General features: G+C 66.8%; 16 protein-coding genes. 10 read left to right on the top strand and 6 right to left on the bottom strand.

Features of this window, described 5'->3' with window-relative positions; all coding sequences use genetic code 11:
- Nucleotides 1-83 precede the first annotated feature (83 nt).
- From BIU89_RS06195 to BIU89_RS19085, 4 genes are all read left to right on the top strand, one after another.
- Nucleotides 84-461 carry a hypothetical protein gene (locus tag BIU89_RS06195; protein WP_139178830.1) on the top strand — a complete coding sequence of 126 codons (378 nt, stop codon included), beginning with the start codon at nt 84-86 and terminating at the stop codon, nt 459-461.
- 166 nt (nt 462-627) lie between these two features.
- Entirely contained in the window at nt 628-1,092 is a 465-nt protein-coding gene (locus BIU89_RS06190; RefSeq protein ID WP_175474975.1) for a HEAT repeat domain-containing protein, read from the top strand.
- A gap of 93 nt (nt 1,093-1,185) precedes the next feature.
- Nucleotides 1,186-1,824 carry a HEAT repeat domain-containing protein gene (locus tag BIU89_RS06185; protein WP_071245196.1) on the top strand — a complete coding sequence of 213 codons (639 nt, stop codon included), beginning with the start codon at nt 1,186-1,188 and terminating at the stop codon, nt 1,822-1,824.
- A 111-nt stretch (nt 1,825-1,935) separates the two neighbouring features.
- Complete coding sequence (locus tag BIU89_RS19085) at nt 1,936-2,337, top strand: DUF6338 family protein (RefSeq protein ID WP_368073331.1); 402 nt, start codon at nt 1,936-1,938, stop codon at nt 2,335-2,337.
- A gap of 161 nt (nt 2,338-2,498) precedes the next feature.
- On the opposite strand, the gene BIU89_RS06180 is transcribed toward BIU89_RS19085, so the two are convergent.
- Nucleotides 2,499-4,856, bottom strand: coding sequence for a hypothetical protein (locus BIU89_RS06180; RefSeq protein WP_139178828.1), 2,358 nt, complete (start codon nt 4,854-4,856; stop codon nt 2,499-2,501).
- A 209-nt stretch (nt 4,857-5,065) separates the two neighbouring features.
- Here BIU89_RS06180 and BIU89_RS06175 point away from each other — a divergent pair, with 209 nt between their 5' ends.
- The 3 genes from BIU89_RS06175 to BIU89_RS06165 are packed head-to-tail and all read left to right on the top strand — an operon-like array spanning nt 5,066 to nt 6,552.
- Nucleotides 5,066-5,446 (top strand): DUF4190 domain-containing protein, encoded by a 381-nt coding sequence (locus BIU89_RS06175; RefSeq protein WP_071245192.1) that lies wholly within the window; start codon nt 5,066-5,068, stop codon nt 5,444-5,446.
- Nucleotides 5,446-6,033, top strand: coding sequence for a HEAT repeat domain-containing protein (locus tag BIU89_RS06170; RefSeq protein WP_071245190.1), 588 nt, complete (start codon nt 5,446-5,448; stop codon nt 6,031-6,033). Before BIU89_RS06175 ends, BIU89_RS06170 begins: the two co-directional genes overlap by 1 nt.
- 57 nt (nt 6,034-6,090) lie before the next feature.
- On the top strand, nt 6,091-6,552 hold the full coding sequence (locus BIU89_RS06165) for a DUF4265 domain-containing protein (RefSeq protein WP_071245188.1): 462 nt from the start codon (nt 6,091-6,093) through the stop codon (nt 6,550-6,552).
- A gap of 323 nt (nt 6,553-6,875) precedes the next feature.
- Here BIU89_RS06165 and BIU89_RS06160 read toward each other — a convergent pair whose 3' ends face one another.
- Together BIU89_RS06160 and BIU89_RS06155 are read right to left on the bottom strand one after the other, a co-directional pair.
- Complete coding sequence (locus BIU89_RS06160; protein ID WP_027467239.1) at nt 6,876-7,097, bottom strand: DUF2283 domain-containing protein; 222 nt, start codon at nt 7,095-7,097, stop codon at nt 6,876-6,878.
- Between the two features lie 3 nt (nt 7,098-7,100).
- Entirely contained in the window at nt 7,101-7,940 is an 840-nt protein-coding gene (locus BIU89_RS06155; protein ID WP_083404206.1) for a hypothetical protein, read from the bottom strand.
- 187 nt (nt 7,941-8,127) lie between these two features.
- Here BIU89_RS06155 and BIU89_RS06150 point away from each other — a divergent pair, with 187 nt between their 5' ends.
- Nucleotides 8,128-9,078 carry an alpha/beta fold hydrolase gene (locus BIU89_RS06150; RefSeq protein ID WP_071245186.1) on the top strand — a complete coding sequence of 317 codons (951 nt, stop codon included), beginning with the start codon at nt 8,128-8,130 and terminating at the stop codon, nt 9,076-9,078.
- Between the two features lie 235 nt (nt 9,079-9,313).
- Here BIU89_RS06150 and BIU89_RS06145 read toward each other — a convergent pair whose 3' ends face one another.
- Nucleotides 9,314-10,135: an aldo/keto reductase gene (locus tag BIU89_RS06145; protein WP_071245184.1), complete on the bottom strand. Its 822-nt coding sequence runs from the start codon at nt 10,133-10,135 to the stop codon at nt 9,314-9,316.
- An 89-nt stretch (nt 10,136-10,224) separates the two neighbouring features.
- Here BIU89_RS06145 and BIU89_RS06140 point away from each other — a divergent pair, with 89 nt between their 5' ends.
- Complete coding sequence (locus BIU89_RS06140; protein WP_071245182.1) at nt 10,225-10,956, top strand: OBAP family protein; 732 nt, start codon at nt 10,225-10,227, stop codon at nt 10,954-10,956.
- A 61-nt stretch (nt 10,957-11,017) separates the two neighbouring features.
- On the opposite strand, the gene BIU89_RS06135 is transcribed toward BIU89_RS06140, so the two are convergent.
- Together BIU89_RS06135 and BIU89_RS06130 are read right to left on the bottom strand one after the other, a co-directional pair.
- A complete protein-coding gene (locus tag BIU89_RS06135) occupies nt 11,018-11,479 on the bottom strand; it encodes a DUF4383 domain-containing protein (RefSeq protein ID WP_027467234.1) in 462 nt (153 codons plus the stop codon).
- 78 nt (nt 11,480-11,557) lie between these two features.
- Entirely contained in the window at nt 11,558-12,178 is a 621-nt protein-coding gene (locus tag BIU89_RS06130) for a TetR family transcriptional regulator (RefSeq protein WP_071245180.1), read from the bottom strand.
- 88 nt (nt 12,179-12,266) lie between these two features.
- Between BIU89_RS06130 and BIU89_RS06125 the strand changes: the two genes are divergently transcribed.
- Nucleotides 12,267-12,881, top strand: a complete 615-nt coding sequence (locus BIU89_RS06125; protein ID WP_071245178.1) for a GNAT family N-acetyltransferase — start codon at nt 12,267-12,269, stop codon at nt 12,879-12,881.
- The last annotated feature ends 48 nt before the right edge of the window (nt 12,882-12,929 follow it).

The raw sequence follows: 12,929 nt of genomic DNA, 5'->3' as shown, positions 1-12,929 counted from the left end.
GGACCCACCCGGGTGTGCGGTCGGTACGACTCGACCCTACGAGTCGGTGCTCCGTGTCGCCCCTGCGGTACGGTCGGGCTCACATGAAGCGGTCATCCATGCACGACGAAGTCCGGCCCCGTCCCCGTGGCTGGTGGCTGCTCGGACTCGCGTTCTGTTTCCTCGTGTTCCTCGAGGTGTTCGCGGCGATCGGCTCGCTGCCGGGGATGCTCGTCGCGCAACTGGAGCAGTACACGCCCTGCGCTTTCGACGTGACGTTGCAGTGTTCGTACGCCGTCGGGGAAACCGCGCAGTTCCTCGTGCCGCTCCTCGCACTCGTCGTCGCGATCACGACCTGGGTCATCGGGGCGTCTGGTGCTCCCACGGTGCGGCGACAGGTGCTGATACCCACGATCGGCCTCGTGGTCATCGTCCTGATCTTCGTGCTCGGTGTCGTCGCGATCGATCTGTCGATCCGATGACCGTCGTCAAGCGAACTCGCCGCCCCACGCTCCCGAGGACCTGATGCCGCTCACACCACAAGAAACTGCCGAGCAGTCGGCGATCCTGGCCGACCTCCGTGCGCTGGGGTACGACTTCTCGAACCTGTCCGTCTTCGCCCAGGCCCGGATTCGTTACAAGGACGCGGTGCCGACGCTGCTCGAGTGGTTGCGGAAGGCGCGGACGCCGATGATGCAGCGGGCGGTCGCTCGTACGCTGACGAACCCATCGGCAAAGGGCACGGCCATGCCCGCGCTGGTCGATGCGTTCCGGAACTTCACCGACGAAGCGGGTACGCGCTGGGCGGTGGGGGCCTCGATCGAGACCGCGTACGTGGACACGTACTTCGACGACGTGGCAGCGCTTGCGCTTGATCCTCGGTACGGACGTGCACGTCAGATGGTGGCCCTCGCGCTGGGGAAGTCGAAGCGGCCCGAAGCGGTCGATGTCCTCCTGCAGCTGATGGACGACCACGACATCAGCGGGCATGCGGTGTTCGCGTTGAGCAAGCGGTCGAACCCTCGAGCGCGGGCGGCGTTCGAGGAGAAGTTGACCGACGACCGCCCGTGGGTGCGGAAGAAGGCTGCGCTCGGGCTGCGGAAGATCGGGTAGTTCTGACCCCGCTCGTTGCGGGAGACTGCTCTTCGCGTCGATTCTCGTCGAGGAGCGCTTCCAGCAAGCCGGAGCGGCGTCGATCGACCTGTGGTGATCGAGACCAAGGAATGGCGCTCGACGCCCCACGCTCCCGAGGACCTGATGCCGCTCACACCACAAGAAACTGCCGAGCAGTCGGCGATCCTGGCCGACCTCCGTGCGCTGGGTTACGACTTCTCGAACCTGTCCGCCTTCGCGCAATCGGGTGTCCGGTACAAGGACGCGGTGCCGACGCTGCTCGAGTGGTTGCGGAAGGCGCGGACGCCGATGATGCAGGGGGTGATCGCTCATGCGCTGACGAACCCGTCGGCAAAGGGCACGGCCATGCCTGCGCTGATCGAGGCGTTCCGCAACTTCACCGACGAAGCGGATACACGCTGGGGGGTGGGGGCTTCGATCGAATCAGCGTACGTGGACAGGTACTTCGACGACGTGGCAGCGCTCGCGCTCGACCGGAACTACGGCGATGCTCGCCAGATGGTGGCCCTCGCGCTGGGGAAGTCGAAGCGGCCTGAAGCGGTCGATGTCCTCCTGCAGCTGATGGACGACCACGACATCAGCGGGCATGCGGTGTTCGCGTTGAGCAAGCGGTCGAACCCGCGAGCGCGGGCGGCGTTCGAGGAGAAGCTGACCGATGACCGCCCGTGGGTGCGGAAGAAGGCTGCGCTCGGGCTGCGGAAGATCGGGTGAAGTGCGCCATCTGACGGACCGGAGGCGCATCGCAGTCGGCGCAGCAGCGATCGCGACGCTGTCGGCTACTTCCTCGGCTCGCAGTGGGCTGACCAGCACGGGCTCAGCTTCATCTGGAACTCCGCGATCCCCCGGAACACCTCAGCGTGGGCACGACTCTTCAACGATGCGCCGGAGGACGCAGCGGTTGACGTAGCTCTTGTGCTGAAGTCAGGTGGATGGGTGAGCGGCACGCTCTATGAGTTCGACAACGACCCCGACCCTCACGCCCACCGAGCGATCGTTCTCACCCAGCCGCGGTACCGGGCCGAAGGCAGCGACACAGCTACCCAATCGAAGGTGCTGACTACGTCGTCGTGGATGCAGGTGAGATTGAACAACTTGGCGCGGTCTTCGTACAGGTTGAGATCCAGGCCAACGGTGACGATCCGGCCGAACTCGACCAGAACGAGTAATGCCCCCAGCGCACAGGTGCCACGCTTGGAAGCGACGTCGGAACGGTGGCGGGCTTGACCGACGTGTTCTGTGATGCGGCAGGCGTTGGTGTGACAGCAGCATGATCCTGGCCGCGACGGCACGGGGTGGTGATGAGCCGCCATGGCGCTGGCGGACAGAGGAAGGGCGGACCCCGGGCGAGAAGCCGGGGTCCGCCCTGTCAATGCGTCTGGTGAGTGCTACTTCACCACGACGTACACGTTGCGGCTGCACGAGCCGCAGACCTTGCTGCGGTAGAAGTCATGACGGATGCGCTTCTTCTGGTAGTGCGCCTTCGTGAGAGCTTCCTGCAGCGAAGCGTTGGAGTGTGTACACGCCCACCCGACAACCCAACCAACACCGGGAGCTCCGCAGATCTCGTTGTACTTCTTCATCATTTTGTAGGCGGATTCGACCTGTGCGCGGCTGAAGTAGAACGAGATTTTCGGGTAGTAGCTCGAAGCGGCCCGTGCCACGCCCACTGAGCTCGAGGTGGCCTTCGAAACATCGGTGATGTAGCCGTTTCCATAAACGACGTGGTACATGGCCGACGTCTCAGTCAGCACAGCATCGGCCGGCAGGGTAAGCGCCGTGCCATCGCCGAGCGGCACTCTCGCACCAGCTGCGTCAGCGGAGACGACCTCGGAACCGGGCCCCCACGTGACCGTAGCGTCGTCCGTCTCGTTGGAGAACTCGGCCTCGTCAGACACGGTTTCATCCGCGGTGAAGGAGTACCAGGGCGTTGTCACCGTGGAGAGGTCTTCTCGTCCACCAGACGCCCCCGTGATCGTGGCCTGCCAGGTGTACGCCGCTCCGTTGGTCAGGACGCCCGCCGGAACATTCCACGAGTCGTTGACCGATGGCGAGGTGGCGACGATGGTTCCAGCGCTGTTCTTGACCGCGTAGACGATGGCGGCGTCGGCCGGGATGTCATCATCCAAGACGTAGACCGAGAGCTCCGGGTTCAACGAAACGGTGCTGCCAGTTGCCGGATCGGCGGTGACGGTCTTCGTGGCCCAGTCGCCGAGTCCGAATCCATACGACCCGCTGGTGTTACTCGCGGTGCCCGAGATGTCCCGTGCTGTGATCGTGTGCTGCCCAGGCAGGTTGTCCACAAGCACGTTCACTGAAGTCGCTCCGGTGTCCGACCGCTGGAAGGTGACGGGGTCAGAGTCGACGGTCACCTCAATCGTTCCGCTGCCGCCCGCGCGAGCTGGCGCCGTGACCGTGCAGCTGATCGCCTGGTCGGGGATGGTCGCGGACCAGGATCCGGCTTCATAGTTCGGGCACGACACGGTCGGGGCGGTCGGGTTCGCGTACCAACCCTGCACGTCGATCACGTAGTCCGTGGCCGACGCATAGTTGAGAAGGCTGATCTTTCCGTTCGCCCCGAGCGGCGCGGTGACGGTGTTGCTGTGCGCGGTGCCCTGGTCAAAGTTCAGCGCGGTAGTTTCAGGGCGCTTGGTTCCGTTGGCCCAGACAATTGCACGGCCGGCACTGCCTGCGTTCACCGCGGTGAGCGTGAACACGACTGCGGTGAGACCCGAGCTCATTACGGGAACACCGGCCCGCCCTGCAACGGTGATGGCGCGGGTCTCGTTGCCGGAGAGGATCGCGGTTCCGCTGGCACGGGAGTCGAATACCCGGCCGGTGCCCGGCGTGAACACCGAGCCGCCTCCATTGGAAGCGGTGAAGTATCCCTGGACGTCGACGATGAGGTTCGGCGTGCTGCTGCGGTTGTAGATTGTGATCTTGCCGTCAGCTGACAGCGGGACCTGCGCCTGGATTGCTGTATTTCCGCTGGCTCCGTAGGAGAGCACGGTGCCGGGCCGTGTCGTTCCGGCGGCGTACGGAGTGAAGTAGCCGGCTGTGCTGGTCGTGTTCGCAGCGATCAGGTTCACGATCGCTGCAGAAGCACCCGCGGGAACGCCCGCCGTGCCAGTGATCTGCACGGTCCTGGTGCTGCCGTCGGCGACGACGCCCTGCGTTGTGCCCAGGCCGGATCGCGTGTCAACGACGCGGGCACCGCTGAGTGGAACGAACCCGCCGGGAGCAGTGCCGTCGACATTTGAGGTGTAGTACCCCTGGACGTCGATGCTCATTCGCACCGATGACTGCGATTTCACCCGGATGGCACCATCAGCACCGATTGCCAGGACGGCGGGGAACGAAGCCTTGTCGGCCCCGTAGAAGCCGAGCACGGTTTCGTCAGCGTTCGCGCTCGGTCGGCCAAGGACTGCGCCGGACGCCGACGCCTCGGAGACGGTCACAATCACAGACACCGCGCCCGCCGTGCCGTTGCTCGGGATGCCAGCGGAGCCCGCAACCGGCACCGACCGGTAGGTGTTTGCCGGCATCGCGGTCGTGTACCCACCAATACCGGACTTGGTGTCGAAGATCCGGCCTGAGGCCGATGTAAACACCCCTCCCGTACCGGTGTCCCCGAGTGCCTGCGCTGGCGTGGCGACGAGCAAGGATCCGACAAGAGCAAGAGCACCGAGTGTGGCAGCAGCAATGCTGCGCCGCTTCGAGTGCGGAGCGTGCAGCAGTGTGCGCACGAGACCCCCCTGGGTTCAAGACAGCAATTTACTGTCAGTTTCCTGAGCATAGAGGCGGTGAGGGGTACAAAGGCAGGCCCCGTTCGGGGGACTTCGCAGGAACCGCGAACCTTTGCGCACCCGCCATAATCGAGAGTCATCTCCAGGGGCAACCCGCGCGCAGGTTCGTCCTTGGGTCATGACGATCAACATCGGGGCAAGGAAGCGCCATGAGCAACGAAGTTCAGCACGACCAGTCCAGCACCACTGTGCCTGGATTCAACACGCTTTCGATCGTCGGCTTCATCTTGGCGTTCTTCATCAGCGCCGCAGGGCTCGTAGTCGGCATCGTCGCGATCTTCCAGATCCGACGCACCGGTGAACGCGGCCGCGGCCTCGCCATCGCAGCGATCGTCATCTCGGCAATCGCCATCATCACAAGCACCGTCGGACTCATCAACTACCTCAACAGCCAGGCGAAGAAGCAAAGCGAGCGGCATCCGCGCTTCCCGACTGGATTCGGACCATTACAACGATCGAGTTCTCGCATGCCCGAGGCGGCACAGCAGCTCGTGAATCGAAGTCGCCGCCCCACACTCCGGAGGACCTGATGCCGTTCACTGCAGAAGAAGCCGCCGAGCAGTCGGCGATCCTGGCCGACCTCCGTGCGCTGGGGTACGACTTCTCGAACCTGTCCGTCTTCGCCCAGGCCCGGATTCGGTACAAGGACGCGATCCCCCTGCTGATCGAGTGGCTGGGGAAGGCGCGGACGCCGGCGATGCAACAGGACCTCGCTCATGCGCTGTCGAACCCGTCGGCAAAGGGCACGGCCATGCCTGCGCTGATCGGGGCGTTCCGGAACTTCACCGACGAAGCGGATACACGCTGGGCGGTGGGGGCTTCGATCGAATCAGCGTACGTGGACACGTACTTCGATGACGTGGCAGCGCTCGCGCTCGATCCTCGGTACGGACATGCACGGCAGATGGTGGCCCTCGCGCTGGGGAAGTCGAAGCGGCCCGAAGCGGTCGATGTCCTCCTGCAGCTGATGGACGACCACGACATCAGCGGGCATGCGGTGTTCGCGTTGAGCAAGCGGTCGAACCCGCGAGCGCGCGAGGCCTTGGAGGAGAAGCTGACCGATGACCGCCCGTGGGTGCGGAAGAAGGCTGCGCTCGGGCTGCGGAAGATCGGGTGAAGTGCGCCATCTGACGGACCGGAGGCGACCAGCTCGAAGGGGAAAGGAATCGTGGGAATGCCGGACTACACCGTCGTCACGCACGAGAACCCAGTGCTCGGCGTCGAGAAGGTCGTCCGGGTGGAGCTTGACCCGTCGTGGGACACGATCCGCTACGAAGACCTGACGATCATCGTCCTCGACGACGGCCGCAACGTTGTCAGCTGCGTCCCCTTGTTCGCGAAGAACGTCCATCTCGGAGACATCATCAAGACGGTCGAGAACACTTCGACCGGACAGCTCGAGTACGGAGGACGTGTCGACCGGGGACAGTCTTGGGTCTTCAGGATCAGTCCTCGCGATGAAAGCGCCTTCCGCATTGCTCACGATGTCATCCACGAATTCGGCGGCGCCGTCGAGACGTGGGGCTCGATCACAGGAGTAGCGATCCGAGGCGACGCGGCCGCCGACCGGTTCGCGGACCGGTTGCAGCGGCTGGAAGACGACGGACTCCTCGAGTACGACACCGCAGAGCGCTGAGCGGGCGAACGTGTCATGGGGTGGCGAGCCCCTGACGCGGGACAGCGTCCGATGCTCGCGGCCCCCGCACCCGGCGAACGATCGACCGGTTCCGGACACCGACCTGGAGGCGCGACGTACTGCCGCTCTTGTCGCCGCTGCGGGGCTACTGTCGCGCAGGGTCTCACCAGCTCCTGCGCGGGCCTGAGCTGAGACGAAGCTCCTCAACCATCGACCATGAGAGACAGCCGGTCGTTCAGCAGCACGCCCGTCGGGGCTCACACGCTCAGTTGAAACACCGAAGGGGCCGCGACAGGCGGTCGTTGCGGCCCCTTCGGATGGCGTCAGGCCTGAGCGGCTGCGAGGACTTCCTTCGGCAGCACCTTGGTGGCGCCCAGAACCTCGATCCCGAGGAGCAGCCCGTTCTCGTCGAAGTCGAGCGTCACCTCCCCGAGCTCGCCGGGAGTAGCCAGGGAGTGCAGCTGCCGTGCAACAGCTCCGTCTGCGATCTCGTCGACGAGCGAGATGTACGCCGCGTCCACGGTCTGGTCGTAGGTGATGCGCATGGTCTAGCCCTTCGTGACAGTGATGACGTTGCCGGTCTTGTTGTCAACGATCACCCGAATCTTGTTTTTACCCGAGCCCTGAGTGAAGACGGAGGTGCCCTTGTTCCCCGCCGTCTTCTTGCCGTTCTGAACAACCTGCTTGATCATGGCTTGGTTCACACCGCGGGCAGCGGCCCGCGAAGCGGCATGAGCACTGATACGTGCCATCACCAGCAGTGCGGGGATCCAGAACGGGTCTGCGACAACGGGGAAGGCCGTGCTGGACGTGAACGCCACGTGCTGCACGAGGGTTGAATCGCGAACCTCGTAGGAAGTAGCAACGCTTCCACCTGCTGCGTCCACCGCCCAGGCGGGCTCGAAGAACCCGATGAGATCGCCATCTCGGTTGCGTACGCTCACACCGCCGTCCTCCAGCGGGATGAGCTCAGTGTCGTCTCCGACCTCGAACGCGTACTCGGTCGGTGCTGCCGCTGATTCGATGTGCAGTAGTGCCCGGAAAGTACCGCTGCCCGTCGCCTGGACGGCGGTCGAGAAATCGTCCCCCTCAGTGACTTCGAGCGCGAGGTCGCCGTTGGCTTCGCCGTCACGCTCGTCTCCGGGAAGTGCAATCGTCAGCTGCTCCTGCCCCAGGGCCGGAGCAGAGACGGCGGCGCCATCGCGCTCCAGTTGCCCGCTCAGTGCCGGCGCGGTCGACGACACCGGCGTGGACTGTTGCGCAGAAAGCGCCCGGCGCAGCGCATTCTCCTGCGGCCCTAGCGCTTCATCCGCAGTTGCAGGACCAGCCGCTGCCAGAACCAACGCCCCCGTCAGCACCACTCCGAGTGAACCCAAACCAAGCTTCATGACACCCCTCGCGTCCGGCCGCGTCCATCGCAACCTGTATGTATGCACAGCATAGGGGGAAGGGGGTGAGCCTGGGGGGCGCGGTCACCAGAGAGAGCGTTGCATCGCAGCTGACTACCGCTCGCGCGACCGGTAGTCGATCGTCCAACAAGACCACACGCGGTGCGGTCGTCGATAGCGTGGAGCGGTGACTTACGACCGGTACGAGCCCTTCCGGCTGAGCACGGTCGACGCGGACGGAGGGGCCGGGATCTACTGTGAAGAGTCGGGCAACGCCGACGGCACCGCTGCCCTCTGGCTCCACGGAGGTCCCGGAGGATCACTCGGAAGCGGCTGGTACCGCACTCACTTCGACCCGGCACGATACCGACTCGTCGGAATCGACCAACGCGGCACCGGCAGGAGCCGCCCTGCAGGCGGTTTGACCAGCGGGATGGATCGACAGAACACTCAGCAGCTCATCGATGACATTGAAGCCGTCCGCCGAACTCTCGGGGTTGACGCCTGGGTCGTCGCCGGAATCTCCTGGGGAACCACGCTCGCGTTGGCGTACGCACAACAACACCCGCAACGTGTTCGTGCACTCGCACTCATGGCCGTCACAACGACTAGCCGGCGCGAGGTCGATTGGATCACGGAGGGCGTCGGTCGATTGTTCCCGGCCGAATGGGACGAGTTCGAACGCGCCAGCCAGCGACGTTCCGGCGAGCGGGTCGTCGACGCGTATGCCCGTCTCCTCGCGTCTTCGGATGCCTCGACTCGCGAAGCGGCAGCTGCTGCTTGGGACAGGTGGGAGAACGTGCACGTCTCCTTGGACCATCCTGAGCTTCGGAACGAAGGACACATCGGCCCTGATAGCCGTGAGGAGTTCGCCCGACTGGTAACGCACTACTGGAGCAACGACGCCTTCATGCCCGGCGACAACGCGATCCTGGCTCGGCTCGACCGCATTCAACACATCCCCACCACCCTCGTGCACGGCCGAAGAGACATCAGCGGTCCGGCGGTGACGGCCTGGCGGCTCCACAGGGGTCTCCCGCAGAGCGCACTCACCATCGTGGAGGACGAAGGGCACGGCGGACCCCGGCAAAGCGCCGAACTGACACAAGCACTCGACCGAATCGCAGTGCGCGCCTGAACCGAACGACGCGCCCGGCAGCGGATCCGTTACCCGGTGTGGAGGTCGAGGTGCGAGACAGCAGCCGTGGGGGGCTGAAGCTGGTCGGGTACGCGGAGGGGCCAGGCGGCACGAAGCAGCCCGCCAGGCACGGTGCGAACGCACGGTGGGTGAGGCTCGCCCGTGACCTGGCCGTGTACGGACCGGAGGCGCGGTGTCAGCTGGCACCGCGCCTCCAGTCCGGGGTGGGGCCGCGTCAGTTCGCGGTGTCCTCGAGCGCGTCGAGCGCGGCCACGTCCTCGGCGGCGAGCACGAAGTCGACGTCGGCGTTCTCGGCGATGCGCGACGGGGTGGTGGACTTCGGCAGCGGCAGGACGTCCTTCTCGAGCAGGTAGCGGATCGCGACCTGGGCGACGGTCTTGTCGTACTTCGCTGCGATCTCGGCGATCTGCTCGTTCTCGAGCAGTCCACCGGTGGCGAGCGGGGAGTAGCCCTCGGTCAGGATGTCGTGCTCCCGGTCGAAGGCGGTCGTCTCGTCCTGGGTGTTGCCGATGAACCAGCGGATCTGGTTGGCGTGCGGGACGACGTCCGTGCGGCCGAGCAGGTCCTCGAGGTCGGTGACGGCGAAGTTCGAGACGCCGATGCTCTTGGTGCGGCCGGCGTCGTAGAGCTCCTCGAAGACCTTCCAGACCTCGACGTTGCCGTCGCGGTGGTCGGAGCCCATGTCACTCCAGGGCCACGGCGCGTGGATCAGGTACAGGTCGACGTGTCCGAGGTCGAGGTTGTTGCTCGACTCCTCGAAGGCGTCGCGGGCGCCGGACGCCGTCTTGATCTCGGCCGGCAGCTTCGTGGTGATGAAGAGTTCGTCGCGGGGGATGCCGCTGTCGCGGACGGCCTCGCCGACGCTCGCCTCGTTGCCGTACGCCAGGGCGGTGTCGATGTGGCGGTAGCCGAGGTCGAGGGCCGTCTTCGTGGCGTCGTACGCGTCGGAGCCGGACGGGATCTGCCAGGTGCCGAAGCCGATCTTCGGGATGTGCAGACCGTTGGACAGGGTGAACGTGTCGATGAGTGCGGGCATGCAGCGGACAGTACGCCGCAACCGCACAGCGTTCCGAGAGGCTGCCGGGTTGCATGGCGCCCACCTCGAACGGACGGAAGGACGCCCCCATGCCCCTGAACCCCACCGTGCACGACCGGAAGACCGGTGTCACCCCGCCCGGAGCGGCCGGCGGCTTCGAGCTCGCCCTGCTCGACCGGGGCGCCGCCGTGCTGCAGACCTCGGCGCCGCTGCGGGGCTTCGACGTCTACGTGGTCGGCTTCCACTGCGTGAAGGGCGAGCCCGACGTGCAGATGGAGGCGCACCACTTCTGCAAGGTGGTGAACGCCGAGATGCTGCAGTGCGTGCTCTTCGACGGCAACACCGCCGACGCGAACCTGATCGGCATCGAGTACATCGTGTCCGAGCGGCTCTTCGACTCCCTGCCCGAGGACGAGCAGGCGTCGTGGCACCCGCACAACCACGAGGTGTTCTCCGGTGAACTCGTCGCCCCGGGCCTGCCGATCGCGGTGGAGACCGAGCTGATGGGGCACCTGGTGAACTCGTACGGCAAGACCTGGCACACCTGGCACAGCACCCCGATGGGTTCGCAGCCCGCACACGACCTGCCGATCGGCGATCCGATGCTCATGTGGTCGTTCAACCGCGAGGGCGAGGTGGACAGCGCGCTGCAGCAGGACCGGAACCAGGCGATGCGCACCGATCCGGAACCGCGCAAGCAGTCGCGGGCGAAGTACCTGGACCGCGCCCACCCGCAGCGCGGTGTCGGCGCGATGCGCGGCGCCTTCACCGGCACGACCCCGACCCCGGGTGTCGTCGACGCGGACGACGGACGCCCCTGACGACGGACGGGAGGCCCGTGGCGGTGTCGCCACGGGCCTCCCGTCCGTCGTGTGCTGCGGTTCAGCGCGCGGTGCGCGTCCCGATCCGCGGCAGGACGAAGCCGAGCACGATCATCGCGACGGCCAGGAAGGCGTGCAGCACGTTGTCCGCGCTGTTCAGCGGCACGAAGTTCGCGCCACCGGCCATGCCCGCGGTGAAGAGCCCGTAGACGAAGAGCACCGCGTAGACGATGCCGCCGGCGACGAGGTACAGGCGTGCGGAGGCTGCACGGCGGGCGGCGAGCAGCCCGACGATGCCGAAGAGCAGGTGCACGATGTTGTGCAGGACGGACACCTGGAACAGGCCCAGGAGCAGGGCCATGGAGCCGTGGCCGGCCATGGACATCGAGCCCATGTCCATGGTGAGTCCGGGGATGAACCCGGCGATGCCGACGATCAGGAAGACGACACCGAAGACGAACGCGCCCCGCTGGGTCCACGTCGAACCGGAGGTGGTGCGTGCGGTTGCTGCGCTGCTGGTCATGATCAGCCCTCTTTTCTGTACGCGCCGCAGTGTGCGGCACACATGACATTCGGAGCGCTTCCCCGGTCGGTTTGCAGGTCAGTGCTCGGCGGTCACCGCGGTGGTCAAACCGCGCACCAGCAACGCCCGCGATCGGGCGGTCGCGGTGCCGTCCGGATCGCTCCACGCGGCGCGGGCGAGCCCGTCCACCAGGGTGATCACGGCGTCGGCGACCACGGGCACCGGCTCGGTCGGCGTCGCCCCGTGCCGCGCGGTCCAGCGCTCGATCCCGGCCACCACGCCGTCGCGCCAGAGCCGTCGTTCGGCGTCGAGCAGGTCCCCGTCGCCGTCCGGGGCGAGGGCCGTCGCGCTGAGGGCCTCGAGCACCCGGAACCGCTCGGGTTCGCGCCGTACCAGGTCGAGGTACGCCGAGATCCCCGCCTCGAGCGCGGTGGCGAGATCGTCGTGCTCGTCGGCGGCCGCGAGCACCGGCGGCAGGACCGCACGCGCCTGCCGCTCGAGGAGCGCGACGACCAGGTTGCGCCGCGCACCGAAGGCGTAGTGCACGACACCGTGGGCGACGCCGGCTCGGGCGGCGACGGCCCGGGTGGTGAGGCCGCGCAGGCCGTCGTCCCGCACGACCAGGGCGGCGGCGTCGAGCAGTTCCGCACGCCGGTCCTGTCGGCTGCGGTACCCGCGCGTCTGCTGCTCGTCGGTCATCACAGGAAGCGTACGGGGCGCGTGCAGGACCGGCCGCGAAGATGAAGTCGGCCAGGCGGCCAAATCAGCGAGCACCCGAGGAGTCAGCATGGAGACCGTCGTCCGAGCAGCAGGACCCGCCGAGCTCGAGGCGGCCGCGACCGTCCTCGCCGAGGCCTTCGCCGACGATCCGGTCCTCGCCGAGTTCCGGCCGCCGCGACCCGGCGAGGACCGCCCCGCCGTGCTGACCGGGCTGTTCGCCGCGCTCATCCGGTCGGTGCCGATGCCCGCGCGACGGGTGGACGTCGCCACGATCGGTGACCGGGTGGTCGGCGCCGCCTTCTGGCAGGCACCCGGTCGGCAGCCCGGTGGCGTCCGGGCCTTCGTGCGGCAGGTGCCGGCGTTCCTCCGGGCCCTGGGGCTCGGCGGGGCGCTCCGTGCGCTGGCCCACCTGCGCCGCATGGAGCGCGCCCGACCGGTCACCCCGCACTGGTACCTCGCCGAGATCGGGGTGTCGGCGTCAGCGCGTGGTCGGGGCATCGGCGGACTGCTGCTCGGCCACGCACTCGAGCGCGCGGACCGGACGTCGGAGGGCGCGTACCTGGAGTCCTCCACCCCCGTGAACCGTCGGCTGTACCGACGGCACGGGTTCACGGACGGTGCGCCGATCGCGGGGTTCCGCGCGGCGACCCCGATCAGCATGTGGCGTCCGGCCGCTGGCTGACCCGGCGCCGGGGGACACCGAGCCTGTGCCTCCGTGCACGAGCGCTGC

Source organism: Curtobacterium sp. MCBA15_005 (genome assembly GCF_001864855.1).
Taxonomy (GTDB): domain Bacteria; phylum Actinomycetota; class Actinomycetes; order Actinomycetales; family Microbacteriaceae; genus Curtobacterium; species Curtobacterium flaccumfaciens.
The sequence above is the reverse complement of the archived record's forward strand: the minus strand, read 5'-3'. Positions and strand labels throughout refer to the sequence as shown.

Excerpts from the sequence above, each read along its gene's own strand:
- BIU89_RS06195 (WP_139178830.1), top strand. The coding sequence starts at position 84 with ATGAAGCGGTCATCCATGCACGACGAAGTCCGGCCCCGTCCCCGTGGC.
- BIU89_RS06175 (WP_071245192.1), top strand. The coding sequence starts at position 5,066 with ATGAGCAACGAAGTTCAGCACGACCAGTCCAGCACCACTGTGCCTGGA.
- BIU89_RS06170 (WP_071245190.1), top strand. The coding sequence starts at position 5,446 with ATGCCGTTCACTGCAGAAGAAGCCGCCGAGCAGTCGGCGATCCTGGCC.
- BIU89_RS06165 (WP_071245188.1), top strand. The coding sequence starts at position 6,091 with ATGCCGGACTACACCGTCGTCACGCACGAGAACCCAGTGCTCGGCGTC.
- BIU89_RS06160 (WP_027467239.1), bottom strand. The coding sequence starts at position 7,097 with ATGCGCATCACCTACGACCAGACCGTGGACGCGGCGTACATCTCGCTC.
- BIU89_RS06155 (WP_083404206.1), bottom strand. The coding sequence starts at position 7,940 with ATGAAGCTTGGTTTGGGTTCACTCGGAGTGGTGCTGACGGGGGCGTTG.
- BIU89_RS06145 (WP_071245184.1), bottom strand. The coding sequence starts at position 10,135 with ATGCCCGCACTCATCGACACGTTCACCCTGTCCAACGGTCTGCACATC.
- BIU89_RS06140 (WP_071245182.1), top strand. The coding sequence starts at position 10,225 with ATGCCCCTGAACCCCACCGTGCACGACCGGAAGACCGGTGTCACCCCG.
- BIU89_RS06135 (WP_027467234.1), bottom strand. The coding sequence starts at position 11,479 with ATGACCAGCAGCGCAGCAACCGCACGCACCACCTCCGGTTCGACGTGG.
- BIU89_RS06130 (WP_071245180.1), bottom strand. The coding sequence starts at position 12,178 with ATGACCGACGAGCAGCAGACGCGCGGGTACCGCAGCCGACAGGACCGG.
- BIU89_RS06125 (WP_071245178.1), top strand. The coding sequence starts at position 12,267 with ATGGAGACCGTCGTCCGAGCAGCAGGACCCGCCGAGCTCGAGGCGGCC.